Annotated in this window: 26 protein-coding genes; 21 read left to right on the top strand and 5 right to left on the bottom strand. The window is 63.1% G+C overall.

Annotation, left to right across the window (positions count from 1 at the left end; genetic code table 11):
• Positions 1 to 62: 62 nt before the first annotated feature.
• The 12 genes from urtB (at position 63) to MHM84_RS09550 (ending at position 10,508) form a co-directional block, all read left to right on the top strand.
• Complete coding sequence (urtB, locus tag MHM84_RS09605; protein WP_239265426.1) at positions 63 to 1,685, top strand: urea ABC transporter permease subunit UrtB; 1,623 nt, start codon at positions 63 to 65, stop codon at positions 1,683 to 1,685.
• 3 nt (positions 1,686 to 1,688) lie between these two features.
• Positions 1,689 to 2,816 (top strand): urea ABC transporter permease subunit UrtC, encoded by a 1,128-nt coding sequence (gene urtC, locus MHM84_RS09600; protein WP_239265424.1) that lies wholly within the window; start codon positions 1,689 to 1,691, stop codon positions 2,814 to 2,816.
• Entirely contained in the window at positions 2,813 to 3,637 is an 825-nt protein-coding gene (urtD, locus tag MHM84_RS09595; protein WP_239265394.1) for an urea ABC transporter ATP-binding protein UrtD, read from the top strand. Before urtC ends, urtD begins: the two co-directional genes overlap by 4 nt.
• Complete coding sequence (gene urtE / locus MHM84_RS09590) at positions 3,637 to 4,335, top strand: urea ABC transporter ATP-binding subunit UrtE (protein WP_239265392.1); 699 nt, start codon at positions 3,637 to 3,639, stop codon at positions 4,333 to 4,335. Before urtD ends, urtE begins: the two co-directional genes overlap by 1 nt.
• Positions 4,332 to 5,231 (top strand): urease accessory protein UreD, encoded by a 900-nt coding sequence (locus MHM84_RS09585; RefSeq protein ID WP_239265390.1) that lies wholly within the window; start codon positions 4,332 to 4,334, stop codon positions 5,229 to 5,231. The genes urtE and MHM84_RS09585 overlap by 4 nt, the downstream gene beginning before the upstream one ends.
• 68 nt (positions 5,232 to 5,299) lie before the next feature.
• Complete coding sequence (gene ureA, locus MHM84_RS09580; protein WP_019017516.1) at positions 5,300 to 5,602, top strand: urease subunit gamma; 303 nt, start codon at positions 5,300 to 5,302, stop codon at positions 5,600 to 5,602.
• Between the two features lie 158 nt (positions 5,603 to 5,760).
• Positions 5,761 to 6,084, top strand: a complete 324-nt coding sequence (locus MHM84_RS09575; RefSeq protein ID WP_239265388.1) for an urease subunit beta — start codon at positions 5,761 to 5,763, stop codon at positions 6,082 to 6,084.
• Positions 6,081 to 7,784, top strand: coding sequence for an urease subunit alpha (ureC, locus tag MHM84_RS09570; RefSeq protein WP_275445735.1), 1,704 nt, complete (start codon positions 6,081 to 6,083; stop codon positions 7,782 to 7,784). The genes MHM84_RS09575 and ureC overlap by 4 nt, the downstream gene beginning before the upstream one ends.
• Before the next feature lie 171 nt (positions 7,785 to 7,955).
• A complete protein-coding gene (gene ureE / locus MHM84_RS09565; RefSeq protein ID WP_239265386.1) occupies positions 7,956 to 8,504 on the top strand; it encodes an urease accessory protein UreE in 549 nt (182 codons plus the stop codon).
• A complete protein-coding gene (locus tag MHM84_RS09560; protein WP_239265383.1) occupies positions 8,494 to 9,189 on the top strand; it encodes an urease accessory protein UreF in 696 nt (231 codons plus the stop codon). Before ureE ends, MHM84_RS09560 begins: the two co-directional genes overlap by 11 nt.
• A gap of 26 nt (positions 9,190 to 9,215) precedes the next feature.
• Positions 9,216 to 9,851, top strand: coding sequence for an urease accessory protein UreG (gene ureG, locus MHM84_RS09555; RefSeq protein WP_239265380.1), 636 nt, complete (start codon positions 9,216 to 9,218; stop codon positions 9,849 to 9,851).
• Positions 9,852 to 9,884: 33 nt separating this feature from the next.
• Positions 9,885 to 10,508 (top strand): HupE/UreJ family protein, encoded by a 624-nt coding sequence (locus MHM84_RS09550; RefSeq protein WP_239265378.1) that lies wholly within the window; start codon positions 9,885 to 9,887, stop codon positions 10,506 to 10,508.
• A 56-nt stretch (positions 10,509 to 10,564) separates the two neighbouring features.
• Here the strand turns inward: MHM84_RS09550 and MHM84_RS09545 are convergent, their stop codons facing one another.
• Entirely contained in the window at positions 10,565 to 11,368 is an 804-nt protein-coding gene (locus MHM84_RS09545) for a DUF1206 domain-containing protein (RefSeq protein ID WP_239265376.1), read from the bottom strand.
• 194 nt (positions 11,369 to 11,562) lie between these two features.
• Between MHM84_RS09545 and MHM84_RS09540 the strand changes: the two genes are divergently transcribed.
• Positions 11,563 to 12,528, top strand: a complete 966-nt coding sequence (locus MHM84_RS09540) for a YihY/virulence factor BrkB family protein (protein ID WP_239265374.1) — start codon at positions 11,563 to 11,565, stop codon at positions 12,526 to 12,528.
• Positions 12,529 to 12,570: 42 nt separating this feature from the next.
• Here the strand turns inward: MHM84_RS09540 and MHM84_RS09535 are convergent, their stop codons facing one another.
• Positions 12,571 to 13,746: a fumarylacetoacetate hydrolase family protein gene (locus tag MHM84_RS09535; RefSeq protein WP_239265372.1), complete on the bottom strand. Its 1,176-nt coding sequence runs from the start codon at positions 13,744 to 13,746 to the stop codon at positions 12,571 to 12,573.
• A 154-nt stretch (positions 13,747 to 13,900) separates the two neighbouring features.
• Here MHM84_RS09535 and MHM84_RS09530 point away from each other — a divergent pair, with 154 nt between their 5' ends.
• From MHM84_RS09530 to nanR, 8 genes are all read left to right on the top strand, one after another.
• Positions 13,901 to 14,665, top strand: a complete 765-nt coding sequence (locus tag MHM84_RS09530; RefSeq protein WP_239265370.1) for an SDR family oxidoreductase — start codon at positions 13,901 to 13,903, stop codon at positions 14,663 to 14,665.
• Positions 14,662 to 15,666 (top strand): 4-hydroxythreonine-4-phosphate dehydrogenase PdxA, encoded by a 1,005-nt coding sequence (gene pdxA / locus MHM84_RS09525; RefSeq protein WP_239265367.1) that lies wholly within the window; start codon positions 14,662 to 14,664, stop codon positions 15,664 to 15,666. The genes MHM84_RS09530 and pdxA overlap by 4 nt, the downstream gene beginning before the upstream one ends.
• Complete coding sequence (locus MHM84_RS09520) at positions 15,659 to 16,819, top strand: four-carbon acid sugar kinase family protein (RefSeq protein ID WP_239265364.1); 1,161 nt, start codon at positions 15,659 to 15,661, stop codon at positions 16,817 to 16,819. The genes pdxA and MHM84_RS09520 overlap by 8 nt, the downstream gene beginning before the upstream one ends.
• 134 nt (positions 16,820 to 16,953) lie before the next feature.
• The gene (locus MHM84_RS09515) at positions 16,954 to 17,952 is read left to right on the top strand and encodes a sialic acid TRAP transporter substrate-binding protein SiaP (RefSeq protein ID WP_239265361.1); all 999 of its coding nucleotides are present in this window, start codon (positions 16,954 to 16,956) and stop codon (positions 17,950 to 17,952) included.
• A 77-nt stretch (positions 17,953 to 18,029) separates the two neighbouring features.
• On the top strand, positions 18,030 to 18,584 hold the full coding sequence (locus MHM84_RS09510; RefSeq protein ID WP_239265358.1) for a TRAP transporter small permease: 555 nt from the start codon (positions 18,030 to 18,032) through the stop codon (positions 18,582 to 18,584).
• 21 nt (positions 18,585 to 18,605) lie between these two features.
• Positions 18,606 to 19,985 carry a TRAP transporter large permease gene (locus MHM84_RS09505; RefSeq protein ID WP_239265355.1) on the top strand — a complete coding sequence of 460 codons (1,380 nt, stop codon included), beginning with the start codon at positions 18,606 to 18,608 and terminating at the stop codon, positions 19,983 to 19,985.
• Positions 19,986 to 20,001: 16 nt separating this feature from the next.
• Positions 20,002 to 21,072, top strand: coding sequence for an Ldh family oxidoreductase (locus MHM84_RS09500; RefSeq protein WP_239265352.1), 1,071 nt, complete (start codon positions 20,002 to 20,004; stop codon positions 21,070 to 21,072).
• Between the two features lie 52 nt (positions 21,073 to 21,124).
• The gene (nanR, locus tag MHM84_RS09495) at positions 21,125 to 21,853 is read left to right on the top strand and encodes a transcriptional regulator NanR (protein ID WP_239265349.1); all 729 of its coding nucleotides are present in this window, start codon (positions 21,125 to 21,127) and stop codon (positions 21,851 to 21,853) included.
• Between the two features lie 37 nt (positions 21,854 to 21,890).
• Here the strand turns inward: nanR and MHM84_RS09490 are convergent, their stop codons facing one another.
• The 3 genes from MHM84_RS09490 to MHM84_RS09480 all read right to left on the bottom strand — a co-directional run bounded on the left by MHM84_RS09490 (position 21,891) and on the right by MHM84_RS09480 (position 26,003).
• Positions 21,891 to 23,534, bottom strand: a complete 1,644-nt coding sequence (locus MHM84_RS09490; protein ID WP_239265347.1) for an altronate dehydratase family protein — start codon at positions 23,532 to 23,534, stop codon at positions 21,891 to 21,893.
• Positions 23,535 to 23,585: 51 nt separating this feature from the next.
• Positions 23,586 to 24,431 carry a fumarylacetoacetate hydrolase family protein gene (locus tag MHM84_RS09485; RefSeq protein ID WP_239265344.1) on the bottom strand — a complete coding sequence of 282 codons (846 nt, stop codon included), beginning with the start codon at positions 24,429 to 24,431 and terminating at the stop codon, positions 23,586 to 23,588.
• Between the two features lie 141 nt (positions 24,432 to 24,572).
• A complete protein-coding gene (locus MHM84_RS09480) occupies positions 24,573 to 26,003 on the bottom strand; it encodes an FAD-binding oxidoreductase (RefSeq protein ID WP_239265341.1) in 1,431 nt (476 codons plus the stop codon).
• Positions 26,004 to 26,144: the final 141 nt, after the last annotated feature.

Raw genomic sequence — 26,144 nt, 5'->3', positions numbered from 1 at the left:
GGCCGCAAGCGGCCGGATCGCACCCAACAGCCACAACCACACGCCACTCAAAGGACACCCGCATGAACCTCCTGCGGACAATTCAAGTCTCGCTCCTGTTCTGGTGTTGTGTTGCGTTGACCTTTCCCGTCCTCGCACAGCAGATCGACGCCGCAGACCAGGATGCTCCCCCCGAACTGGTCGCCCTGGCCTCGGATTCCTATGCCGCCAAGGGCGAGGCCATCCAGGCCCTGATCGCCAGCGGCCATTCTCGTACGCGCACCTGGTTGACCGCACTGCTCGACGGCAAGCTGCAGCGTCTCGAGGACAGCGGTCGTTTCGTCATCGTCACCGATAATAGCGGCCGTGACTGGACGGTCATCGACGCCGTAGACGACGCGCCCCTGGGCGAGGTTTCGCGACGCAATATCGATCGCATCACCATCAACAACGCACTGCGCAACCAGTTGCGCAGTGCCATGGCCGTTCTCGATCTCGATGCCCCCACAGTGCAGGAGCGCCTGGCCAGCGCCGATCGGCTGCTCGGCAAAGTCGATGCGAATCTGGCCGAGCCCCTGACAGCACGTCTCGACGCCGAGGAGAGCCCGGCCGTGCGGGAGAAGCTTGCCCAGGCCCTGGCCATTTATCGGCTGCAAAGCGGCGATAGCGCAGCCGTCAACGCTGCCATCGACACGCTATCGGGAAGTCTGAATCCTGCCGTACGCGCCGCGCTCAATGGCGTTGCCGCCGGCGAGGGTGAGGCCGCCGAAGCCGCCCAGCGGGCCCTGGCGAGCATCGAACAAAAGCTCAAACTCAACCGTGCCGCCCAGACGCTCTATTTCGGGCTTAGCCTGGGTTCGGTGCTTGTACTGGCCGCCATCGGCCTGGCCATCACCTTCGGCGTCATGGGCGTGATCAACATGGCGCATGGCGAGCTGATCATGCTCGGCGCCTATACCACTTGGATGATGCAGCAACTGCTGCCGGGCCAGCCCGGGCTGGCACTGATCCTGTCGATTCCCGCCGGCTTTCTGGTCGCGGCGATCGCCGGCATCATCATCGAGCGCAGCGTGATCCGCTTCCTCAAGGGCCGCCCGCTGGAGACTCTGCTGGCCACCTTCGGCGTCAGTCTGATCCTGCAGCAACTGGTGCGTACGCTGATTTCGCCGCTCAACCGTACCGTGGTGACGCCGGAGTGGATGAGCGGTTCGCTGGTCATCAACGAGGCACTGTCGCTGACCCTCAACCGTCTCTACGTGCTGGGCTTTGCGCTGGTGGTGTTCGCCGGTCTCATGCTGGTGATGCGCAAGACCCGTCTGGGGCTGGAAGTGCGTGCAGTGACGCAGAACCGCGCCATGGCGCGTGCCATGGGTATCCGCGCCACGCGCGTCGACATCATGACCTTCGCGCTGGGCTCCGGCGTGGCCGGGCTTGCCGGCGTGGCGCTGTCGCAGCTCACCAATGTCGGACCCAACCTCGGCCAGAGCTACATTATCGACTCGTTCATGGTGGTGGTGTTCGGCGGGGTCGGCAATCTGTGGGGCACGCTGGTCGCCGGCATGTCGCTGGGCGTCATCAATCAGGTCCTCGAGCCTTGGGCCGGCGCCATTCTCGCCAAGATCATCGTGCTGGTGTTCATCATCCTGTTCATTCAGAAACGCCCTCGCGGACTCTTTCCGCAGAAGGGCCGTGCGGCGGAGGGCTGATCCATGCACTGGCTCGCCAAACCGGCTACCGAACGTAATACGCAAGTCTTCATCGGCGTGCTGACCGCGGCACTGGTCGCCGTCTGCCTGCTCAACCTGCTGTTGCCCGCCGGGCATCCGCTGCATGTCTCCACCTACACCGTAACGCTGCTCGGCAAGTATCTGTGTTATGCCCTGCTTGCCGTGGCGGTGGATCTGGTGTGGGGCTATCTGGGCATCCTCAGCCTGGGCCATGGCGCCTTCTTCGCTCTGGGCGGTTATGCCATGGGCATGTACCTGATGCGTCAGATCGGCGATCGCGGCGTCTACGGCGATCCGGTACTGCCGGACTTCATGGTGTTCCTCAATTGGGAGTCGCTGCCCTGGTACTGGCATGGCTTCGACATGGCGTGGTTTGCCTTCCTGATGGTACTTCTGGCCCCCGGTCTGCTGGCGCTGGTGTTCGGCTTCCTGGCCTTCCGCTCGCGGGTCACCGGCGTGTACCTGTCGATCATCACCCAGGCGCTGACTTTTGCCCTGATGCTGGCCTTCTTCCGCAACGAGATGGGCTTCGGCGGCAACAACGGCCTGACCGATTTCAAGGAGCTGCTGACCTTCGACCTCAGCGCCGACAGCACTCGCCTGGGCCTGTTCGTGGCCTCCGGCATCGCCCTGGGGCTGGGCTATTGGCTGTGTCGTGCCATCGTCTCCAGCAAGCTGGGCCGGGTCTGCGTGGCCTCGCGGGACGCCGAGGCGCGTACCCGCTTCCTGGGCTACCGGGTCGAGCGCGTGCAGCTGTTCGTGTTCGTGGTCTCGGCGATGCTCGCCGGGATCGCCGGCGCACTGTATGTACCTCAGGTCGGCATCATCAATCCCAGTGTGTTCTCGCCGCTGTTCTCCATCGAGATCGTGGTGTGGGTCGCGCTGGGCGGCCGGGCGACGCTCTACGGCGCCGTCATCGGCGCCATCCTGGTCAACTATGCCAAGACCGTATTCACCGGGGTGATGCCCGACGCGTGGCTGTTCGCACTTGGCGGGCTGTTCGTGGTCGCCACGGTGATGTTACCGCAAGGACTGGCAGGCTTGTTTGCCAAGCGCAAGCGCAGCACGCCCGCCGCATCGGCCAAGGGTGCCAAGGAGGCTACCGCATGAGCATTCTGCAATCGCTGGCGAACCGGGATCGGGTGTTCGAGTTCCTGGTTCCCGACGAGTCGCCCGTCGACGTACGTCACGGTCCGATTCTCTATCTCGAGGATGTCAGCGTCAGTTTCGACGGCTTCAAGGCGATCGACGATCTCAACCTGACCATCGACGATGGTGAACTACGCTGCATCATCGGCCCTAACGGCGCCGGCAAGACCACCATGATGGATATCATCACCGGCAAGACCAAACCCGATCGTGGTCAGGTGTGGTTCGGCAGCCGCCACAACCTGTTGACCATGAACGAGCCGGAAATCGCCACTCTGGGTATCGGTCGCAAGTTCCAGAAACCCACGGTGTTCGAGGCACTGAGCGTGTTCGAGAACCTGGAGCTGGCGATGAGCGCCGACAAGCGCGTCATGCCCACCCTGGTCGCCAGGTTGTCCGGCGAGGCCCGCGATCGCATCGACGAGGTGTTGGCGATGACCGGCCTGCAAGCCGAGCGGGATCGTGCCGCAGGCATCCTCTCCCACGGTCAGAAGCAATGGCTGGAGATCGGCATGCTACTGATGCAGCGCCCGCGCCTGCTGCTGGTCGACGAGCCGGTGGCCGGCATGACCGAACAGGAAATGGAACGTACCGGCGAATTATTGACCAGCCTGGCCGGCAAGCAGTCGGTGGTGGTGGTCGAGCACGATATGGGCTTCGTGCGTTCGATCGCCCGCAAGGTCACGGTGCTGCATCAGGGCAGCGTACTCGCCGAGGGCAGCATGGATCAGGTTTCCAGCGATCCCCGCGTGGTCGAAGTCTATCTGGGGGAGGGAATCTGATGCTGCAAGTCGACAAGCTCAACCAGTTCTATGGCGAGAGCCACACGCTGTGGGACCTCACGCTGGACGTGCCCCAGGGTGAATGCACCTGCGTGATGGGGCGTAACGGCGTAGGCAAGACCACGCTGCTCAAGTGCGTGATGGGTGAAGTTCCGGTAAAGAGCGGCTCGCTGCGCTACGACGGCGACACAGAACTGACCCAGAAACGCATCGAGGACCGCTCAAGGTTGGGCATCGGCTACGTGCCCCAAGGGCGCCAGATCTTCTCGCTGCTTACGGTGGAGGAGAACCTGTGTACCGGCCTGGCGGCGCGGCGCGACAAGCAACGCACGATTCCCGAGCGTATCTATGAGCTGTTCCCGGTGCTCAAGGAGATGCGCCATCGGCGAGGCGGCGATCTGTCCGGTGGCCAGCAGCAGCAACTGGCGATCGGCCGCGCCCTGGTGCTCGAGCCACGCCTGTTGATCCTCGACGAGCCGGGCGAGGGTATCCAGCCCAATATCGTTGCCGAGATCGGCGAAGTGATCCGCAAGCTCAACCGCGAGGATGGCATGACCGTGCTGCTAGCCGAGCAAAAGTTGCCTTTCGTGCGCAAGTTCGCCGACCGTTTCGTGATACTCGACCGCGGGCGTACAGTCGCCAAGGGCGGTGTCGACGAACTTTCCGACGACCTGATCAAACAGCACCTGACGGTATGACGGCTCTGACTTCGCTATGTGGCAAAGCCCTGCCCGGCGACTCGGGGCATCGCTTCGACGCCGGGCGGCGCTGGGCCGCCTCGATCGATCTGGGCTTTCGCAAAGACATGAGCGGCGACAGCGAATGCACCCGGCTGGTGCGTGCCCGGCATAGCGGGCCACTGCGGGTGCAGCGCCCGTTCTATCCCGAGGGCGGGGTGTGTCACGTTTATCTGCTGCATCCGCCCGGTGGACTGGTCAGTGGCGATGAGTTGCGCATTGACGCTGCGGTAGAGGCCGGGGCGCATGCCCTGCTCACCACTCCGGCAGCGGCCAAGCTCTACCGCGCCGACAGCCAGGGCGTGGGCTGGGGGCAGCACGTGCGTCTCAACGTCGCCAGCGGCGGCTGTCTCGAATGGCTGCCCCAGGAAACCCTGTGCTTCGACGGCTCGCGTGGCGTGCAGACCACCGAGATCGCGTTGGATAGCGACGCCCGTTGTCTGGGCTGGGAAGTCCTGGCGCTGGGTCGACCCGCCAGCCGCTTGCCGTTCGAAAGCGGACGGATCGAGCAGCGCTTCCGCCTGATCCGCGAGGACCGGCCGCTATGGCTGGAACGTCAACCGCTGGATCCCCAGCATCCGCGCTTTCGCGGACGCTGGGGGCAGGGCGGGGCGACGGTACAGGCCACGTTGTGGGGTGTGGGGCTCGAGTCGCCTTCTGCGTGCGTCGAAATGCTGAGAGACGCCCTGCCGGCCTCGCCGCGTTGGGCGGTGACGCTGCGCCACGACGTGCTATTGCTGCGCTACCTCGGCGACTCCCGCAACGAAGCCTGGGATCTCTGTCAGCGTGCCTGGAGCGCGCTGCGTCCCTCGCTGTGCGGGCGTGAGGCATGCGTGCCGCGTATCTGGCTTACCTGAGCCCTTGGGGTTTTGAGACTACCGACAACGCCAGTTTTCAACGGAACACAGAAGAAGGGACAACCGCCATGGAATTGACCCCCAGAGACAAGGACAAGCTGCTGCTGTTCACCGCCGCATTGCTTGCCGAACGCCGCAAGGCGCGTGGCCTCAAGCTCAATTACCCCGAGGCCGTGGCGCTGATCAGCGCCGAGATCATGGAAGGCGCCCGCGACGGCAGAAGCGTTGCCGAGCTGATGAGCTACGGGCGCGAAATCCTGACCCGTGACGACGTGATGGAGGGCGTGCCGGAAATGGTCGATGAGGTTCAGGTCGAGGCGACGTTTCCAGACGGTACCAAGCTGGTCACGGTTCATAGCCCAATCGTCTAAAACTGGCTGCACTCGGCCATGCCGTGTTGGCATCGCGACAGAAACTGCTCATTTACAAAAGTAAACTCCGCTTTTTTGTCGCTTGCCGCCTTGCCTGGCCTTCGTTCGCTCAGTTTTAGCTGTTTTATGGCAGCCGGTAACGAAGAGGGATGTAGCAAATGATTCCCGGTGAATACCAATTGAAGGACGGCGAGATCGAGCTCTGCGCGGGGCGCGAGCGCATCACCGTCGAGGTTGCCAATACCGGCGACCGGCCGATCCAGATCGGCTCGCACTACCACTTTGCCGAGGCCAACCCGGCGCTGGTCTTCGACCGCGACAAGGCGCGCGGCTATCGCCTCGATGTGGCGGCAGGCACGGCGATTCGCTTCGAGCCCGGCCAGAGCCGCGAGGTGACCCTGATTCCCTTCGTCGGCAAGCGGCACATCTATGGGTTCCGCGGCGAGGTCATGGGCCATCTGGATCAGGGAGACAAATCATGAAGATCACTCGCCAAGCCTATGCCGACATGTACGGTCCCACGGTAGGTGACCGCGTGCGGCTGGGCGACACCGAACTGTGGATCGAGGTCGAGAAGGATCACACCCATTACGGTGATGAGGTGAAGTTCGGCGGCGGCAAGGTCATCCGCGACGGCATGGGCCAGAGTCAACGCCACGACGATACGGTGATGGATACCGTGATCACCAATGCGCTGATCCTCGACTGGTGGGGCATCGTCAAGGCCGATGTGGGCATTCAGCGTGGGCGCATCGCCGCCATCGGCAAGGCCGGTAACCCCGACACCCAGCCGGACGTCGACATCGTCATCGGCCCCGGCACTGAAGTCATTGCCGGCGAAGGCAAGATCCTCACCGCCGGCGGTATCGATGCGCATATTCATTTCATCTGCCCGCAGCAGGTGGAAGAGGCGCTGATGAGCGGTGTGACCACCATGCTTGGCGGTGGCACCGGCCCGGCCACCGGTTCCAACGCCACCACTTGCACCCCGGGCGCGTGGCACATCGGCAAGATGCTCCAGGCGGTGGACGAGCTACCCATGAACATCGGCCTGCTCGGCAAGGGCAACGCCAGCCTGCCCGAGGCGCTGGCGGCCCAGATCGAGGCCGGCGCCATGGGGCTCAAACTGCACGAGGATTGGGGCACCACGCCGGCCTCCATCGACAACTGCCTGAGCGTGGCCGAAAAGTACGACGTACAGATCGCCATCCATACCGACACGCTCAACGAGTCGGGGTTCGTCGAGGACACCCTGGCGGCGTTCAAGGAACGCGGTATCCACACCTACCACACCGAAGGAGCGGGCGGCGGCCATGCGCCGGACATCATCACCGCCTGTTCCAAGGACTACGTGCTGCCGTCCTCGACCAACCCTACGCGGCCCTACACGGTGAACACTATCGACGAGCACCTCGATATGCTGATGGTCTGTCACCACCTCGACCCCAATATCCCCGAGGACGTGGCCTTCGCCGACTCGCGCATCCGCCGCGAGACCATCGCCGCCGAAGACATTCTTCACGACCTTGGGGTGATCTCGATGATTGCCTCCGACTCCCAGGCGATGGGGCGCGTCGGCGAGGTGATCTGCCGGACCTGGCAGACTGCCCACAAGATGAAGGTGCAGCGTGGCCTGTTGCCGGAAGACACCGAGCGCGGCGCCGACAATCTCCGCGCCCGGCGCTACATCGCCAAGTACACCATCAATCCGGCGATCACCCACGGCATCGCTCACGAGGTCGGTTCGGTGGAGGTCGGCAAGCTCGCCGACCTGACGTTGTGGAGCCCGGCCTTCTTCGGCGTCAAGCCAGCGCTGATACTCAAGGGCGGCATGATCGCCGCCGCGCCGATGGGCGATCCCAACGCCTCGATTCCCACGCCGCAGCCGGTGCACTACCGACCGATGTTCGGCGCCTTCGGCAAGGCGGCCAGTGCTACACGGCTGAGCTTCGTCAGCCAGGCAGCCATCGATGCCGGCATTGGCGAACGGCTTGGGTTGGCCAGCCCGCTAGTGGCCTGCAGGAACGTACGCGGCGTGCGCAAGCGCGACATGAAACTGAACGACGCCTGTCCGCAGTTGGAGGTCGACCCGCAGACCTACGAAGTGCGCTGTGACGGCGAACTGCTGACCTGCGAGCCGGCGACGGAGTTGCCACTTGCCCAACGTTACCATCTGTTCTGAAAGCAATGGCTGCGCGCGCGTATCGCTTTGTCGCGCGGTGCTCAAAATCCTCACATAGCTCACTATGCTCCGGTTTTTGCGCTCCGTGCTTCGTGCGCTACATCGCGCTCGCCGATTGCTTCATGTCTAGGTTCGTCAAATGCGTAGGACAAAGTTTCTTAAAGGTGAAACATGTTGAAGCTGATTGAACGCCTGGGGCCGGTCACGGCGGAACAGGCCAGCGATAGCCTAACGCTGCCATTCGAGCTGCGTATGCGTGGCCGCCTCAAGGCGCTGAGCGATGCCGGTCGTGAACTGGGACTGTTCCTCGATCGCGGTCCAGTACTGCGCGATGGCGAAGGGCTGCGTGCCGAGAGCGGCGAGGTGGTTCGCGTCAAGGCGGCCGACGAGCCGGTGGTGACGGCGCGGATCGAAGGTGCGCTGGCACTGGCGCGGCTGTGCTATCACCTCGGCAACCGGCATGTCTCGCTGGCCATCGGCGGCGACGAGCGCTCTTCATCGGGCCAGGGCTGGGTGCGATTCCCGCCGGACCATGTACTCGAGGAACTGGCCGAACGACTGGGGGCGACACTCGAGCATCACCAGGCACCGTTCGACCCCGAGCCGGGCGCTTACGCGCAGGGCGAAGGCCATTCTCATGGACATGCCCACGGGCACTCGCATGGCCTCGACCATTCACACGGCCACCGCCATGACCACGAGCATGGCCATGCCCACTGAGTCCAGCCAGGCCGGTAGCGACGACCTGGCCCTGCTGGGCCTGCTGCAACTGGTCAGCCCGGCGCTGCCGATCGGCGCGTTCGCCTGGTCCCAGGGGCTGGAAAGCGCCTTCGAGCTGGGCTGGGTGAGCGACGAAGCCACCCTTGGCGAGTGGCTGGAAGGCGTGCTCGAGGATGGCCTGACCCGCTGTGACCTGCCGGTACTGGCGCGCATGTACGACGCCTGGCAGGCCGATAACGGTGCGGCTTTCCTGGAATGGAACGACTGGCTGCAGGCCAATCGCGAAACCGCCGAGCTGGCTGCCGAGGATTTCCGGCTCGGCGAGGCCATGGTACGCCTGCTGCGCTCGCTGGATCGGCTGCCTACCTCGTCGGTGCTACCGTCCCGGCCGACTTACGCTGCGATGTTCGCACTCGCCAGCTGGCAGCACGGTATCCCGGTCCGTGACAGCCTGCTCGGCTTTGCCTGGGCTTGGCTGGAAAATCAGCTGGCTGTGGCCTGCAAGGCTTTACCTCTAGGACAGACAGCGGCACAGCGATTGATCGAGCGCTTGCGGCCGCAATTGGTGACAGCGGTCGACACGGCCCTGGCGCTGGGCGACGACGAGCTCGGCCCGGCATTGCCGGGCCTGGCCTTGGCCAGTGCTCATCATGAAACCCAGTATTCCCGCCTGTTTCGTAGTTGAACGGTTATTTAAAAGGAGTAAACGCCATGAATCATTGCTTGCGTGTTGGTGTCGGCGGCCCGGTCGGATCCGGCAAGACCGCGTTGCTCAAGCAGCTTTGCCTGGCCTTGCGCGACCATTACGACATCGCCGTGGTCACCAATGACATCTATACCCGCGAGGATGCCGACTTCCTGCTCAAGCACGATGCGTTGCCGGCGGATCGCATCCTGGGCGTCGAGACCGGCGGCTGTCCGCATACCGCGATTCGTGAGGATGCCTCGATGAACCTCGCCGCCATCGACGATCTGCACAGCCGCCATCCCAACCTGGAACTGGTGCTGGTGGAATCCGGTGGTGACAATTTATCGGCGACCTTCAGTCCTGAACTCTCCGACCTGACCCTGTACGTCATCGACGTGTCCGCCGGCGACAAGATTCCGCGCAAGGGCGGGCCGGGCATCACCAAGTCCGACCTGCTGATCATCAATAAGATCGATATCGCCGAGTACGTTCATGCCTCGCTGGACGTCATGGACCGCGACGCGCGCAAGATGCGCGGCGAGCGGCCGTTCGTGTTCACCAACCTGCACGACGGGGTGGGGCTCGAGACCATCATCCGTTTCATTCTCGACCGCGGCATGTTGCCGGAGCGCCGTCCGGACGCGCTTGCCGCCAGCTGATTACTTTTTTATACCGTTATCTTGGAGGATGTTATGTTTCATCGTTTATCTTCACGTTTCTACTCGCGCCGCTATTCACGCATCTGGGCGCTGGCTGTTGCGCCGGTCGCTGCACTGGCCGCCATGAGCACCTTCGCTCACCCAGGCCATGACGGTGCCGGGCACGGCGGTTTCGTGGCCGGGCTGCTGCATCCGATGCTGGGTATTGACCATTTGCTGGCCATGCTGGCCATCGGCCTGTGGAGCGTGCGTCAGCAAGGCAGTCTGCGCCGCTTCATGCCGTTGTTGATGTTGGCCGGCATGTGGGGTGGGGCGGCGTTGGCCTGGGGTGGTCTGGCCCTGCCAGGCGTGGAAACCGGCATTGCACTCTCGGTGCTGCTGGCCGGTGTACTGGTCGCGACACTGGCACGACTGCCAAGCGTCTTGGGCGGCGGCCTGGTTGCCGCATTCATGCTCTTTCATGGCCATGCCCACGGTAGCGAGCTGCCGGCAGAGGCATCGCTGGTTACGTATTTGATCGGCTTCTCGCTGGCCACGCTGGCCATCGCCTTTGCCGGCAAGGGTGTCGGGGCACTGTTGCAGCGCTGCGAAACACGCTGGGTGCGTGCGCTTGGGGCGGCCATTGCCGCGGTGGGCGGTGCGTTTGCGCTGAGCTGATCGCTCTCGGAACTATCGGCGCACGGAAAGGGATACCCGGGCGCCGTTTTTGCTTGTCAGGCGCTGACGTCACGAAAGCGGGCGTTGATGAAGCAGTAAATCCCATAAGCCATCAGGCCCAGCGCCACGATACCCAGTAGCCATGGCCCGAACGGCTGGCTTGCCAACTTGGTGAGTGCACCGCCCAAGCCCTGTGCCTCGCTGGGGTCGGACTGCCAGGCGGCAATGCACAGGAACAGACCGATGATCAGAAACACGATGCCCCGAGCGGTAAGGCCCATGCGTGTGGCCCACTTGGCAAGCTTGCGCTGACTCTCGTTCATTTTCCGCATGTGCCAATTCTTCAGGAATGAGCATTTGACTGCGCGAACGATCTGGCGCACGCCGACCCCGAAAAAGACTACGCCCACCGCGAATACCAGATAGATGCCACCGGGCTGACTCATCAACTCAGCGGTGCGACTTTGGGTGGAGCTGCCTGACGAGGCAGCATGGCGCAACAGATCGAAGCAGTAGATCCCCAGACCGGCATAGATAAGGCCACTGATCACGAAAGCCAGGCGTGTGGCGATGCCCTTGATGCCGCTGCCGACATCCTCGGTATCGAACCAAGCTTGCACCAAACGCCAAAGCATATAGGCGAAAAGCCCTACCCCCAGCAGGGCAAGCATGATGCTGCCGAAGGGCTGCGCAGCCAGCTGCAGTATGGCTTCCTTCGACCCTGCACGCTGCCCCCCCAATCCGGCGGCGGCCATTAGCGCCAAGCCTCCGATCAGCACATATACGACGCCCTTGGCCAGATATCCCCAACGGGCAGCCGCAGAGATTCCCTGCTGTAGAGTGGGTGTAGCGTGTTTCATCATTGACTCCCTGTATCCGTTCCGTGGATGTCATCTGCCAGTTACGCAGAGAGGCGGCTGGCTTGCCTAGGAGACTAACTGTTATAGCCTGGGTCTGTCGCGTGAAAGCCGGTTTACATTTAAGAACAGTATGGCCGGTCAGGCGACCTACCCTTGAAGCAGGGAAATTTCTTTTAGCATGGAAGCAGATCGCTATGGCAAATCGAAAGTCGGCGGCTTCTCACGGCCGTCATGCCCATAAGCCTACCCAGATCCCCAAGCCTGGCTGGAAGGCCGTTCTCAAGCGCAGCAAGGAGGAGATGTCCCGTGACCATGTGTCGATGGTCGCGGCAGGTATCGCCTTCTATGGGTTGCTGGCCATCGTACCGGCTATTGTGGCGACTATCTCTCTCTGGGCCCTTTTGTTCGATCCCCAGCAGATCACCCAGCAAATTTCCAGTATCAGCCACCTGCTGCCTGAAGAGGCGGCCAACATCATTCGTCAACAGGCGCAGCAGGCCAGCCAAGGGGCTGGGGCGGGCATGAGTCTGGCCGCGATCGGCGGCCTGCTGCTCGCGATCTACAGTTCGTCACGTGGGGTCGACGGCTTCATGGAAGGGTTGAACATCATTTACGACGAGGAAGAAAGCCGGGGGATGCTCAAGCGAACGGCGATCAAGCTGGTGCTGACGATAGGCGCCATTCTCATGACCATCGTGACGCTGGGCGTGATTACCGCGATTCCCGCCATCGTCAACATACTGGGACTGCCCAGTCTCATCGGCACGCTCATCAACCTGGCGCGCTGGCCGCTGTTGATGATCGTGGTCATGCTGGCGATTGCCATCCTCTATCGTTATGGGCCGGATCGCGAACAGCCGCGCTGGCAATGGGTCAGTGTAGGTTCCGCGCTTGCCGTCCTGCTATGGGTCGTGGGGTCGATCGCGTTTTCCATCTATGTGCGCAACTTCGCCAGCTACAACGAAACCTACGGATCGCTGGGCGCGGTGGTGATCCTGCTCATGTGGTTCTGGCTGTCAGCTTTCATCGTGCTCATGGGGGCGGAGTTGAATAGCGAAATGGAACGCCAGACGCAACATGACACCACCACGGGTGACGAGCGGCCCATGGGCGAACGCGGCGCCTATGCCGCCGATAGCGTTGCTAAGGACGACCACTGACATGCCGAGGCGGGCCGTGTACAAAACGGCCCGCCAATGGGCTTATTCGGCGGCCTTGCGCTGCGCCAGGTGGCGATAGAGCTGGCGGATGCCGAAGGTCCACGGTGGGAGCTTGTCGCTGCGGTCGACTCGATTGACCAGGGCGCCAAGCGCCGGAGTGGCAATGGTCACGGTATCGCCGATGTGATGTGTGAATCCCTGGCCTTCGCCGTCGCGATCGAGAATCGGCGAGAACATGGTCCCCAGGAACAGCATGAAGCCATCCGGATACTGGTGATGGGCACCGTGGGTCTGGGCCACCAGATCCAGTGGATCGCGGCTGATCTGGCGCATGTCGCTGCCATCCTCGAGTAGAAAGCCGTCGTCTTCGCCATCGATGCGTAGCGTGACGTGTGCTTGACGCACCGTGTCGATGGTGAAGTGTTCATCGAACAGGCGGATGAACGGGCCCACCGAACACGAGGCATTGTTGTCCTTTGCCTTGCCCAGCAGCAGGGCACTGCGGCCCTCAATGTCGCGTAGATTGACATCGTTGCCCAGGGTGGCGCCACGCACCTGACCGCTGCCATCGACGGCGAGGACGATTTCCGGCTCGGGGTTGTTCCACTTCGAGGCCGGATGCAGCCCGACGCGCTGACCAAAGCCAACCGCCGACAAGGGCTGCGACTTAGTGAATACCTCGGCATCGATTCCGATACCCACCTCCATATACTGCGACCAGCCGCCACGTGTCTGCAGCTCGGCCTTCAGCGTCATGGCCTCGTCGGAGCCGGGCTTGATCAATGACAGATCGGTGCCGATCAGCCCCTGCAGCTCCTGACGCAGCTCACCCGCTCGGGCGGCATCGCCGCCGGCCTGCTCTTCGATGACACGTTCGAGCATCGATACGGCAAACGTCACACCGCATGCCTTGATCGCCTGCACGTCGCAGGGCGCGAGCAGATAAGGCATCTTGGGCGGCTCGGCCAGGGAGTTCTCGATCAAGGTTTCTACCCGGCCCAGCGACTCGCCCTCGGCGGAGGCGACCAGGCCGGCAGCCTCCGGATGCTCGAGCAGATCGGCGATGGTTTCCACATGACGGGACAAGTCGACGACCTCGCCCTGGCGAATGGCGACGATGGCCGGACCCTCGTGGGGAGCGGCGCGCCATACCCGGCCGACCAGCAAGGCGCGGTCGAGATCTTCGGGCAGGTAGCGGGAAGCGGACTGCAGTGACATGACGTTCTCCGGTCTGATTGAAGCAGGCAGGGCAATATTGAGCGTCTGGAACGATCGTCGCAATGACGCACTGACAAAGGCCTACTATTGTCGTGATGTATGATAGGTATGCCAAGGTTACCTGTCAGCCACTCAGGAAAAAAAGGAGAACAACATGTTCGAGGAGTTCCGGGGCAAGCGGATCCTGATTACCGGGGCGAGCCGGGGTATCGGTGCTGCAGTGGCCCGTAGGCTGGGTGCATGCGGGGCGCATGTCGGCGTGCATTATTATTCCAGCGAGTCGCCGGCACGCGAGGTGGCCGAGGCGATACGCGATGCCGGCGGTCAGGCCTTCCTGGTTCAGGGCGATGTCAGTCAGTCGGCCAAGGCGGCCGAAGTCGTCGGCGAGGCCGCTGCCGCCATGGGTGGGCTGGATGTGCTCATCAACAACGCCGGCGACATGCTCGGGCGCGTTAACCTCGACGCCATGGATGACGATCAGTACGACAAGGTCATGAATCTCAACGTGCGCTCGGTCGTCATGGCCAGCCGGGCCGCGCTGCCGCACTTTCGTGAGCAGGGCGCAGGCAACATCATTCATACCAGTTCGATTGCCGCCCGCAACGGCGGCGGAGCCGGGGCCGGGCTGTACGCCTCGGCCAAGGGCTTCGTCAGCACGCTGACCCGCTCCATGGCCAAGGAGCTCGCGGCGGACAATATTCGCGTCAATGCCGTGGCGCCGGGCACCATCGCCACGGACTTTCACCAGCGCCATTCCAGCGATGCCCAACTCGAGGCCGCGCGCGGCACGATTCCCCAGGGGCGCCTGGGCACCGCCGAAGACTGTGTGGGCGCCTACCTGTTCCTGATCAGCGATGAGCTCAGTGCCTACGTGACCGGCCAGGTCATCGAAGTCAACGGCGGGCAGTTGATGCCATGACCACACAACCTCCCTTCGCGATTGCCATCACCATGGGCGATCCGGCCGGGATTGGGCCGGAGATCATCTGCCGCGCCTTGGTCGGCATGTCTGGCGAGGAGCGCGCCGGCACGCTGCTGGTAGGGGATATCGATACCTTTGCCAGGGCGGCGGCCATGATCGATGCCAAGCTGGCCTTCCGCCCACTCGGTGCGCCGGAAACGGCATCGCCCGACGCCATTGTCGTTTCCCAGGTCGACAATGCGCCCGGCACCCCGATACCCGACGGCGAGATCAGCGCCGCCGCCGGGGAAATGGCGTTTCGCTGTGTCGAGCGTGCCGTGGAGCTGGTCCAGGCCGGGCAGGCCGGCGTGATCGTCACTGCGCCGCTCAACAAGGCGGCCCTGCATGCCGCCGAGCGCTATTACGACGGACACACCGGCATGCTCGCATCGCTGACCGGAGCACCGGCGTCGTTCATGCTGTTGGCCTCGGAGTCGCTGTCGACGATCCACGTATCCACTCACGTCTCGTTGAAGGAAGCGATCCAGCGGGTCACGGTCGAGCGTATCCAGGCGACCGTCGAGGCGGGGCACGAGCATCTTCGCCGACTGGGCATGGACGCGCCGCGCATCGCCGTGGCGGGGCTCAATCCGCATTGCGGCGAGGGTGGCATCTTCGGTGACGAGGACGAACGCATCATTCGCCCGGCAGTGAAGACGCTGCGCGAGGCAGGCTACGAGGTGCAGGGGCCGATCTCCGCCGACACGGTGTTCTACCGCGCCAGCCGTGGCGAGTTCGACCTGGTGGTGGCGCAGTACCACGACCAGGGCCACATCCCGGTCAAGCTGATCGCCTTCGAGACCACCGTCAACGTCAGCCTGGGCCTGCCGATCATGCGTACTTCGGTCGATCACGGTACGGCCTTCGACATTGCCTGGCAGGGCAAGGCGGATGCCGTCAACATGAACGCGGCCATCGCCTATGCCCGGCAATTGGCGAGAGGGCTGCGCCTTGAGTGAACTGGTCGTGGCGATCGTCGCCGATGACCTGACCGGAGCGATGGATGCCGCGGCGCCGTTCGCCCGTCGCGGCGCGCGGACCAGCGTCGTCATCGCGCTGGAGCATCTCGCTGAGGTCATCGATCAGGGCAGCCTGCCCGACGTGCTGGCGATCAACACCGAGTCGCGCCATCTGCCTGCCGATCAGGCCGCGAGGCGGGTGGCCACAGCTTTCGGCCAGCTACTTCCGCTCACGCCCCGTGTCCTTTTCAAGAAGGTCGATTCGACCCTGCGCGGCAACGTCGTCGCGGAGTGCCTGGCTGCGCGGCGCTGTAGCGAACGTGGATTAGTGGTATGTCCGGCCGTACCGGTTCAGGGGCGTACGCTGCGCGACGGCCAGGTTTACGTGCATGGCGAGCCATTGGCGGCATCGGATTACGGACTGGATGCCCGCTCGGCACCGCCCGTCGAGTCATTGCCGATGCTATTCGCGTGCAAAGGGCTGGATATTCCAGTCATCCCCGCGGGGGAAACGCCGGATGCGGCCGATGCCATCGTGGATGCCGTGAGCGAGTCCGACCTCCGGATACTGGCCCGGAGGCTACTCGAACACCCACGGCGCTGGCTGGTCGTCGGTGCGGCGGGGCTGACCGAGGCACTGGCTGGCGAGTGTTTCCCGGCCGTATCAGCGGCTGTGTCTGCTGCGCCACCGCTGGACAAGTTGTTGATCGTTGTCGGGTCGCGCTGCGATCAGGCACGTCGTCAGATAGCCTGTCTATGCGAGGCCTATCCCGACTTGCCGATCGTCCATGCAATGGAAAACGATTCGGCCCTATCCGCGGTGTCACGCCATCGGCTGATCATTCCCGAGCGACGACCCTCTTCGCGCTTCACGGCTGAGCAGGTCGCCCAGGGTATGGCGCGCTGCGTGGAAGAATTGCTGAAGCTGCCGGGGCGGGCGCCATTGCTGCTCCTGACTGGTGGCGACACGGCCATGGCCGTCATGGAGTCCTTGGGCGTGCGGCAGGTCGAACTGGAAGGCGAGTGGTCGCCCGGCGTAGCCTGGGGCTGGCTGGACGGGGATCGCCAGCGCCCGGTCATGACCAAGGCAGGCGGTTTCGGCGACGATGCGCTTCTCATGCGTCTTGGGCAGGCATCTACGACCAGAGGATAATACGCGCGGCATTGCATGCCGGCCCGGCAGTGGCTAGGTTTCCTTATGATGGTATGACACGTATACATTTGGCCATCCGACACCCACCAAGACAGGAGTGATACCTGTCCCCGAATCCGGAAGGAGAACAACAAATGGGTCACAAGCGCGCCAGCTCCACCAAGATCAATCGCTGGATATCGACCACCCTGTTATTGGCCGGCGTCAGCGTCGCCGGTCTGGCCAGTGCCGAAACGCTTCGCTTCGCGCATGTCTACGAGACATCCGAGCCCTACCACAAGTGGGCGCTGTGGGCCGCCGACGAAATCGAGAAACGCACCGACGGCCGTTATTCCGTCGAGGTGCATCCTGCCTCGTCGCTGGGCAAGGAGGCGGACATCAACGAAGGTCTGTCATTGGGAACCGTCGATCTGATCTACACCGGTAACCAGTTTGCCGGCCGTTCCTACGGTCCGGTCGGCATTGCCGGGGCGCCTTACATGTTCCGCGACTTCGAACACTGGAAAGCCTATACCGAGAGCGATCTGTTCAAGGAAATCGCCCAAGGTTATGAGGATGCTACCGGTAACGTTCCGCTGGCCATGAACTATTACGGCAAGCGGCACACGACATCCAATCAGGAGATCACGACGCCCGAGGACATGCAGGGGCTGAAGATCCGCGTGCCCAACGCCCCCATGTACATGATGTTCCCCGAAGCGGTCGGCGCCAATCCGACGCCCATCGCCTTCTCGGAGGTCTATCTGGCGCTGCAGCAGGGCGTCGTGGATGCCCAGGAGAACCCGCTGCCGACCATCCAGGCCAAGAAATTCTACGAGGTGCAGGACTACATCACCCTGACCGGGCACATTACCGACTCGCTGATCACCATCGCCGGCGGCCCGCTGTGGAATCGCCTGTCCGACGAGGACAAGCAAGTCTTCCGCAACGTCTACACCGAGGCCGGTCAGAAGATCACCGAGGATATCGTCCAGTCCGAGAAGGACCTGGTGGCCTGGTTCAGGGATCAGGGCGTGACCGTCAACGAGGTCGACACCGAACCGTTCCGCGAGGCAGTCGTTCCCTATCACAACGGCGAAGCCGCGACCTGGGACCAGGAAACCTACGACCGCTTGCAGGCGATCGGCCAGTAATCGTCAGTCCATCGATTCCACGCCAACCACTCCGCTGCCCATCCGTCGTTCCGGGTGGGTAGCGAGGAGAGACGATCATGACGAAAGAACGCCTGGCTCATGACAGTGAGGCGCTCGAGGCGCTGGCCGACATCGGCAGCAAGGAGTTCGATCCACGCGATTATGGTGTCGAGGACTACCTCGCGCTGGTCATCTTCTGGCTGCTGGCCATCGATGTGTTCCTGCAGTTCTTCAGCCGTTACGTGCTGGGCGACTCGATTGCCTGGACGGAAGAAATGGCGCGTTACCTGCTGATCCTGGTGTGTTTCATTGGCGGTTCGATGGCGGTACGCAAGAACTCGCACATCATGGTCGAGTTCTTCTATCGCTACATGCCGCCGATCATGGGGCGCCTGCTGTCGACACTGGTCGATATCGCCCGAATAGCGTTCTTCGCTGCCGCATCCTGGATCACCTACGGCCTCGCCGGGCGTACCCATTCGATGATGGTGTCGGTGGACGTTCCCAAGAGCTATCTCTATTACGCGGTCATGGCGGGGTTCCTGCTGATGCTGTTGCGCGCCATCCAGGTGGCGATTCGGCATTGGCGAGAGGGCACCAGCGAGCTGTTGGCCACCGATGACGATCGATAACAATACTAGCGAGAGTGTGCCATGCCCAACACCATGACCCTCAGTCTCGGACGCATGATCGTTCCGCCGGTCGTCGCTGCCCTGGCCGTTCTGTTCTGCGTGTTCCTGGCCATTCAGGAACACTACATGTCGTTTCTGTTCGCCTCGCTGTTCACCATGCTGGTGATGGGCGTGCCCATCGCCATCTGCCTGGCGGGGTCCTGTCTGATCTATGTCTATCTGAGCGGCCAGGTACCGGATATCGTGGTCGCGCACCGCATGATCAACGGCGTCGACAGCTTTCCGTTGCTGGCCATTCCATTCTTCATCCTGGCCGGCAACCTGATGAACAACGGCGGCATCACCACGCGTATCTTCGACTTCGCGCTGGCGCTGATGGGTTGGATGCGCGGTGGCCTCGGCCACGTCAACGTCGGCGCGAGCATCGTCTTCTCCGGCATGTCCGGCGCAGCGGTGGCCGATGCCGGCGGGTTGGGCACCATCGAGATCAAGGCCATGCGCGATGCCGGGTACGATCAGGAGTTCGCCGTGGGCATTACCGCTGCCTCGTCGACCATCGGTCCGATCATTCCACCGAGTCTGCCCATGGTCATCTATGGCGTCATGGCCGGGGCTTCGGTCGGCCAGCTGTTCGTTGCCGGGCTGGTACCAGGACTGTTGATGGGCGTCATCCTGATGATCATGATCGCCATTCTGGCACGCCGTCGTGGCTATAAGCGCGATGCCGAGTTCTCTATGAAGGTACTGCGCATCACTTTCGCGCGGGCGTTCCTGTCGCTGATGACGCCCATCATCATCGTGGGCGGCATCATCACCGGCATGTTCACCCCGACGGAAGCGGCCATCGCCGCCGTGGTCTATGCGCTGTTCCTGGGCACCGTGGTCTATCGCACCCTGACCTGGCGTCGCCTGCTGCAGGTCAGCATGGAGACCATCGAGACCACCGCGATCATCCTGCTGATCGTCGCCGGGGCCTCGATCTTCGCCTGGATCCTGACCAGCAACCAGGTCACGCAGCACGTCATGGCGCTGTTCGGGCCATTCGCCGACAACCCCTTGATGGTGCTGCTGCTGATCAACCTGGTGCTGATCGTGGTGGGCTGCTTCATGGAGACCATCGCTGCGATCACCATTCTGGTACCGGTGCTGCTGCCGGTGGCGGTGAATGCCGGGGTCGATCCGGTCCACTTCGGCGTGATCATGGTCCTCAACCTGATGATCGGCCTGTTGACGCCGCCGGTGGGCATGGTGATCTACGTGCTGTCTCGGGTCTCGAACATTCCGTTCGAGCGCTGCATGCGCGGGACACTGCCGTTTCTCATTCCACTTTTCATCGCCTTGTTGATGGTGACCTTCATTCCGTCACTGTCCATGTGGCTGCCCGAACTGATCTATCGTTGAGGAGACAGGGACTTTCATGCCGAACGACATTGCGGCACGTATTGCCGTTAGCGAGCTCGAAGATTTCATGCAGCGCGTGTTGCTGCGCTGCGATACCGACGAAGCCTCGGCCAAGGCCGTCACTCAGGCCTTGGTGACGGCCTCGCGAATGGGAACCGACAGCCATGGGCTGCGACTGCTGCCGCATTACGTGCAGGCGGTGCAGGGGGGCAGAATCAAAGGACGGCCGAACCCCACCTTCACCCAGCGCCTGGCGGCCACGGGTTATCTGGATGCCGATGATGGCTTCGGCCACCTGGCAGGCTACAAGGCCATCGATCACGCCATCGAACTGGCCGAGACGGCCGGCATCGGCGCGGTGGCCGTCGGTAACTCCTCGCACTTCGGGGCTGCCGGCTGTTATGCGCTGGCTGCGGCACGACGAGGTTATATCGGCCTGTCAGTGTGCAACGCCGATGCGCTGGTCAGCCTGCATCAGGGGCAGACGCCGTTCTATGGCACCAATCCCATTGCCTTCGCGGCGCCGGTGCCGGATAGCCAGCCTTACCTGCTCGATATGGCGACCAGTTCGATTCCCTGGAACCGGGTCAAGCAGTACCGGGCCATCGATCGGACACTGCCTCCCAACGTGGTGGTCGATGACCAGGGTGAGCTGACTACCGATCCCCACAGAGCGGCGTGCCTGCTGCCGCTGGGCGGTGCCGACTTCGGCTTCAAGGGTGCCGGTCTGGCCGGGATGGTGGAAGTGCTCAGCGCTACCTTGACGGGAATGGTCCACGGGTTTCGTATGCTGCCGATGAGCGGCGAGGACATGTCGACGCCGCGTGGAGTGGGGCATTTCTTCCTGGTCATGCACCCGGGCGCATTCAGCGACCGGACAACGTACGAGCGTGCCATGCTGGCCTATCTGGAGGATCTGCGCGCCCAGCCCGCATTGGAAGGCAAGCAGGTCATGGCGCCAGGCGACCGTGAATGGCGTTGCCAGGCCCAGCGCGATGCCGAAGGCATTCCCCTGGATTCGGCCAACCTGACCGCGTACCACCAATTGGCGGAAACGCTCGAATTGGCACCGCCGATGCTGGTATAGGCCGCATGCAGTACCATAGTCGGCATTTGGGCTTGGCGAGGAGTCGCAGCGAATGACGAGATACAAGGTGGAGCGCAAGACGCTTTCCGAGCAAGTGGCCGAGCAACTCGAGAGAGATATTCTCGACGGACGTCTCAAGGAAGACGACCAGTTGCCCGCCGAACGTGAGCTGATGGAGCAGTTCGGTGTGGGGCGCCCGGCGGTTCGTGAGGCACTGTTCTACCTGCAGCGTCTGGGACTCATCGCCATCAATAGCGGTACGCGGGCACGCGTCATTCGACCCACGGCCGAGGCGGTAATGGCTCGCCTGTCGGGTGTCACCCGACAATTGCTTTCCAAGTCGGAAGGGCAGCAGTACTTTCAGGAAGCTCGCGCCATGTTCGAGATTTCACTGGCCCGCTACGCTGCAGTGCATGCTTCTCCCGAAGATGTGGATAGCCTGCGCCAGGCAGTCGACGAGAACCGCGCGGCGCTGGGCGACGAAGCACGCTTCAAGCGCAGCGACAACGACTTTCATGGCGTGCTGGCTTCCATTGCCCGTAACCCGATCTTCAACGCCGTGCACGAGGCGTTGTCGGAGTGGCTAGACGACCGGCGCGCCCAGGTGTTGCAGCGTGACGGCGAAGATCATGCCGCCTTGCAGGCCCATACCGAGATCGTCGAAGCCATTGCCTCTGGCGACCCGGATGCCGCAGAGGCGGCGATGCGGCGCCATCTCGATCGCCACTACGGGACGTATCGCCAGCTCAAGGAGAGATTGTCCGACGACTCGCCGAGCTAAAGGTAATTTCCCTCTCTTTGCATCTGTCCGATACGAGCTACAGCGACACGCCGCGTTTCCAGGGAATGAAGTCGTACTGGGCCAGTTGTACCGCCTTGGGCCGGTAGCGCCCCGAGGCGGTGTCGATGCACAGCTGCAGCAGCTCATCGGCCAGCTCGGCAATCTGCGCCTCGCCGCGGATGATCGGGCCGGCATCGAAATCGATGATGTCCGTCAGGCGCCGGGCCATTTCGCTGTTGCTGGACACCTTGAGCACCGGCGCGACGGGGTTGCCGGTGGGCGTGCCGAGGCCGGTAGTGAAGATCACAAGATTGGCGCCGGAGCCGACCAGAGCGGTGGTGGACTCCACGTCGTTGCCCGGCGTGCATAACAGGTTCAGACCCTTGCGCACGACGGGTTCGGTGTAGTCGAGTACATCGACGACCGGGCTGTCGCCGCCTTTCTTGGCGGCACCGGCGGATTTCATCGCGTCGGTGATCAAGCCGTCGCGAATGTTGCCCGGCGAAGGATTCATGGAGAAATGGGCGCCGACGGCGGCGGCATGCGTCTGGTAGGCATCCATCAGCGAGCGGAAACGTTCAGCGACCTGGTCGTCGACACAGCGTGCCATCAACTCGTGCTCGACGCCGCACAGCTCGGGGAATTCGCTGAGGATGCCACTGCCACCCAGGGCCACCAGGCGGTCGATGGCAGCGCCGACCGTCGGGTTGGCGGACAGCCCCGAGAAGCCGTCGGAGCCCCCGCACTCCACCCCGATGGAGAGTTCCGACAGCGGCGCCGGCTGACGCGTGATCCGGTTGGCTTCCTTCAGGCCATCGAAAATGGTGGTCAGCGCCTCACGGATCAGAGAGTCCTCGCTGCTTGCGGTCTGCTGCTCGAAGTAATGTACCGGGCGCAGGCCTTCGGGATCGCGCTCGGCCATGGCCTGCTTGAGCATGTCGATCTGCGCTTTCTGGCAGCCCAGGCTGAGCACGGTCGCTCCCGCCACGTTAGGGTGGCAAATGTAGCCGGCCAGCAGCCGGCACAATGCCAGGGCATCGTCGTCGGTGCCGCCACAGCCCAGCGTGTGGGTCAAAAAGCGCACGCCGTCGACGTTGGGAAACAGGCGCTCGTCGGGAGCCTGCTCGGCGGGTGATCCGCCTGCCCGACCATGCAGCATCTCGCGTGCCATGCGCTTGTAATTGCGATAGGGATCCTCGCCGAGCGCGTCGGCGACACACTGGCGCAGCACCTCGATATTGCGGTTCTCGCAGAAGACCAATGGCACCACGACCCAGACGTTGGCCGTGCCGACCCGGCCGTCAGGACGATGAAAGCCCTCGAAGGTGAGGCCCTGGAAGCGACTGACGTCCGGCGCGTCCCAATGTTCGCGACGGGTCTGGAGCTGATCGCTGTCGGTGGAATGCTCGACATTGCCGGTAGTGATGGCTCCACCCTCGGCGATGGGGCGGGTGACCCGGCCGACGGTGACACCGTACATTATCACCGGGTCGCCCTTTGCCAAGGGCTGCAGGGCGAACTTGTGCTTGTGGCGAATGGCCTCGGCCAGGTGCACGGTGCAACCGTTATCCTCGATCTGGGTCCCGGCGGGAAGGTCCTTGAGGGCGACGTGAACGTTGTCGGCGGTGTGCACGCGCAGGCTGGGGCGCTGAAAAGTGTCGCTGGCGATGGTCTGGCTCATGCAGGCTCCCTGCCGGCCGGCCCGATATGGCGGGCCGGCCGGCACCGTGGTTCAGTCGTCGGCAACGACACGCTGGCACTGCTCGCCGAGGCCGTCGATGCCCAGGCGCATTTGCTGTCCCGGCTTGAGATAGACGGGCGGCTGCTGGCCCATGCCCACCCCCGGAGGCGTACCGGTGGAGATCACGTCGCCGGGCTGCAGGCTCATGAAACGGCTCAGGTAGCTGATCAGAAAAGGCACCTGATAGACCATGGTGCGCGTGGTGCCGTTCTGATAGCGCTTGCCGTCCACCTCGAGCCACATGCCCAGATCATGCGGATCGGCAATCTCGTCGGGCGTCACCAGCCACGGACCCAGCGGGCCGAAGGTGTCACAGCCCTTGCCCTTGTCCCAACTGCCGCAACGCTCGAGCTGATACTCACGCTCCGAGACATCGTTGACCACGCAAAAACCGGCAACGTGGGCCATCGCATCGGCTTCGTCGATGTAACGACCAGCCTTGCCGATGACTACGCCGAGCTCGACTTCCCAATCGGTCTTTTGTGAGCCACGGGGGATCTTCACGTCATCGTTTGGACCACAGATGGCGCTGGTCCACTTGTTGAAGATCACCGGCTCGCTAGGCACCTCGGCGCCGGTTTCCGCCGCATGATCGGAGTAATTGAGGCCGATGCAGATGAACTTGCCGACATGCCCGACACAAGGGCCGATGCGGGAGGCGGCATCGATGACGGGTAGCTCGTCGGTCGCTATAGCTGTCAGGGACTGCAACTGGCTCGCGTTCAGGTTGGCACCTGTCAGGTCGTCGATATGGCCCGATAGGTCGCGAAGCTTGCCTTCCTGGTCCAGCAGAGCGGGTTTTTCCTGGCCCGGTGGGCCGACGCGCAGCAGTTTCATGACACCGAATTCCTTCTGAATGGGTCGGGTGAGACAAGCTCACCGTTGTTATTGATGGTCGATTGTATGACAGGATGCTAGCTTCCAGTGTAGTTGCGAGGCCGGACGCCGCCATTACCACTATTGGCTAAGAACCATGGGCTAGGAAGAGGGCGGGTCGGGGAGAATGCGGCCCATGCCCATCAACTGGTCGGGATCGAAGAGCCGCTTGAGCCCTGACAGCAGTTCCCGTTCCATGTCGCTGATGCGTTCCAGGTAGGCTGCCTGCTTGACGCGGCCGATGCCGTGCTCGGCACTGATGCTGCCGTCGAAGCGGTCGACCACCGCGAACAACAGCGTCTCGATGTCATGCAGCAATGCCGTTTTTTCCTCGTCGGCCAGTGTCGCCGGGGGCAGGACGTTGAAGTGCAGGTTGCCGTCGCCGACATGGCCGTAGGCAATGATCGTCGCTTCGGGCGCATGCATGCTGACTGCCTGAGTGGCCGCCTCGGCAAAGTCGGCCAGCGCCGAGATCGGTACCGAGATATCGGTGCGCAGGTGTTCGCCGCGCCGCTGCTGGCCTTCCAGCATGCTTTCGCGGAATTGCCAGAGTCGCTGGGACTGACTCTCGCTGGATGCCAGTGCACCATCGAGGACGAGTTCGTTCTCCATGCCGCGAGTGAGCAACGCCTCGATCATCTCGCCGAGGTCCACTGGCCCGGTGGCGGCCAGGTCGAGCAGCACGTAGTGAGGGTAGGCGGCATCCAGCGGATCTCTGAGCTGGGGCGCAGCTTCCAGGGCCAGCTCGATGCATTCGCGGGGAATCAGCTCGAAGGCCGAGAGCAGGTCGCTGCATTGGCGCCGGGCCAGCGAGTAGAGTTGCATTGCGGCCTTGATCGAGGGAACGGCGAGCAGGGCGGTTTGCGTCTTTTCGGGGCGCGGCGACAGCTTGAGTACGGCGCCGGTAACGATGCCCAGCGTGCCCTCGCTGCCAATGAACAACTGCGCCAGGCTATAGCCGCGATTGTCCTTGTGCAGGGCACGCATGCCATTCCAGATTCGTCCGTCGGGCAGTACCACTTCCAGGCCCATCACCAGCTGGCGCATCATACCGTAGCGCAGCACGTTGAGACCGCCTGCGTTGGTGGCGATATTGCCGCCGATCTGGCAACTGCCCTGCGCGCCTAACGAGAGCGGGAAGTAACAGTCCTCGGCCTCGGCGGCACGCTTGACGTTTTCGAGAATGCAGCCGCTATCGACGGCGATGCTGAAGTTGAGCGGGTCGATGCGGCGGATTCGGTTCATTCGCTCCAGGCTAATGACCAGCTCGGCATGTTCGGGGTCGGGCATGGCGCCGCGCACCAGTCCGGTGTGGCCGCCCTGGGGCACCATGCGCACGCCGTGCGCACGGCACAGCTTGACGGTTTCTGCGACCTGTTCGGTGGACTCGGGACGGGCCACGGCCAGCGGCATGCCCAGCCGGTCGCCGGCCCAGTCCTGAACGTAGCGCTCATGATCGGCCGGGTCGTGCAGCACCCCTTCGGGGCCGAGCAGGACGGACAATTCATCGAGAAAGCGATTGTGTCTTTCCATGCTGTCTCCTTACGAAAAAACCGGCATGGGTCGCCCCATGCCGGCTCGATCATTGCAATGCCAGTGACGCGACTCAGCCCTCGCGCTTGCCGTCGTAAAGCCGCTTGAGGCCCAGCGGGTTGCTCTCCTTGAGCGCCTCGG

This window comes from Halomonas sp. McH1-25 (assembly GCF_022348165.1).
Classification (GTDB): domain Bacteria; phylum Pseudomonadota; class Gammaproteobacteria; order Pseudomonadales; family Halomonadaceae; genus Modicisalibacter.
Note: the sequence above shows the minus strand (reverse complement) of the source record. Positions and strands in the feature narration are given on the sequence as shown.

What these genes read in the sequence shown, in the direction of transcription:
- MHM84_RS09535 (WP_239265372.1), bottom strand. Translation starts at nt 13,746, where the DNA reads ATGTCACTGCAGTCCGCTTCCCGCTACCTGCCCGAAGATCTCGACCGC.
- nanR (WP_239265349.1), top strand. Translation starts at nt 21,125, where the DNA reads ATGACGAGATACAAGGTGGAGCGCAAGACGCTTTCCGAGCAAGTGGCC.
- MHM84_RS09490 (WP_239265347.1), bottom strand. Translation starts at nt 23,534, where the DNA reads ATGAGCCAGACCATCGCCAGCGACACTTTTCAGCGCCCCAGCCTGCGC.
- urtC (WP_239265424.1), top strand. Translation starts at nt 1,689, where the DNA reads ATGCACTGGCTCGCCAAACCGGCTACCGAACGTAATACGCAAGTCTTC.
- MHM84_RS09505 (WP_239265355.1), top strand. Translation starts at nt 18,606, where the DNA reads ATGCCCAACACCATGACCCTCAGTCTCGGACGCATGATCGTTCCGCCG.
- ureE (WP_239265386.1), top strand. Translation starts at nt 7,956, where the DNA reads ATGTTGAAGCTGATTGAACGCCTGGGGCCGGTCACGGCGGAACAGGCC.
- ureA (WP_019017516.1), top strand. Translation starts at nt 5,300, where the DNA reads ATGGAATTGACCCCCAGAGACAAGGACAAGCTGCTGCTGTTCACCGCC.
- urtD (WP_239265394.1), top strand. Translation starts at nt 2,813, where the DNA reads ATGAGCATTCTGCAATCGCTGGCGAACCGGGATCGGGTGTTCGAGTTC.
- urtE (WP_239265392.1), top strand. Translation starts at nt 3,637, where the DNA reads ATGCTGCAAGTCGACAAGCTCAACCAGTTCTATGGCGAGAGCCACACG.
- MHM84_RS09530 (WP_239265370.1), top strand. Translation starts at nt 13,901, where the DNA reads ATGTTCGAGGAGTTCCGGGGCAAGCGGATCCTGATTACCGGGGCGAGC.
- MHM84_RS09560 (WP_239265383.1), top strand. Translation starts at nt 8,494, where the DNA reads ATGCCCACTGAGTCCAGCCAGGCCGGTAGCGACGACCTGGCCCTGCTG.
- pdxA (WP_239265367.1), top strand. Translation starts at nt 14,662, where the DNA reads ATGACCACACAACCTCCCTTCGCGATTGCCATCACCATGGGCGATCCG.
- ureC (WP_275445735.1), top strand. Translation starts at nt 6,081, where the DNA reads ATGAAGATCACTCGCCAAGCCTATGCCGACATGTACGGTCCCACGGTA.
- MHM84_RS09480 (WP_239265341.1), bottom strand. Translation starts at nt 26,003, where the DNA reads ATGGAAAGACACAATCGCTTTCTCGATGAATTGTCCGTCCTGCTCGGC.
- MHM84_RS09540 (WP_239265374.1), top strand. Translation starts at nt 11,563, where the DNA reads ATGGCAAATCGAAAGTCGGCGGCTTCTCACGGCCGTCATGCCCATAAG.
- MHM84_RS09585 (WP_239265390.1), top strand. Translation starts at nt 4,332, where the DNA reads ATGACGGCTCTGACTTCGCTATGTGGCAAAGCCCTGCCCGGCGACTCG.
- MHM84_RS09500 (WP_239265352.1), top strand. Translation starts at nt 20,002, where the DNA reads ATGCCGAACGACATTGCGGCACGTATTGCCGTTAGCGAGCTCGAAGAT.
- MHM84_RS09485 (WP_239265344.1), bottom strand. Translation starts at nt 24,431, where the DNA reads ATGAAACTGCTGCGCGTCGGCCCACCGGGCCAGGAAAAACCCGCTCTG.
- MHM84_RS09515 (WP_239265361.1), top strand. Translation starts at nt 16,954, where the DNA reads ATGGGTCACAAGCGCGCCAGCTCCACCAAGATCAATCGCTGGATATCG.
- ureG (WP_239265380.1), top strand. Translation starts at nt 9,216, where the DNA reads ATGAATCATTGCTTGCGTGTTGGTGTCGGCGGCCCGGTCGGATCCGGC.
- MHM84_RS09545 (WP_239265376.1), bottom strand. Translation starts at nt 11,368, where the DNA reads ATGAAACACGCTACACCCACTCTACAGCAGGGAATCTCTGCGGCTGCC.
- MHM84_RS09510 (WP_239265358.1), top strand. Translation starts at nt 18,030, where the DNA reads ATGACGAAAGAACGCCTGGCTCATGACAGTGAGGCGCTCGAGGCGCTG.
- MHM84_RS09550 (WP_239265378.1), top strand. Translation starts at nt 9,885, where the DNA reads ATGTTTCATCGTTTATCTTCACGTTTCTACTCGCGCCGCTATTCACGC.
- urtB (WP_239265426.1), top strand. Translation starts at nt 63, where the DNA reads ATGAACCTCCTGCGGACAATTCAAGTCTCGCTCCTGTTCTGGTGTTGT.
- MHM84_RS09575 (WP_239265388.1), top strand. Translation starts at nt 5,761, where the DNA reads ATGATTCCCGGTGAATACCAATTGAAGGACGGCGAGATCGAGCTCTGC.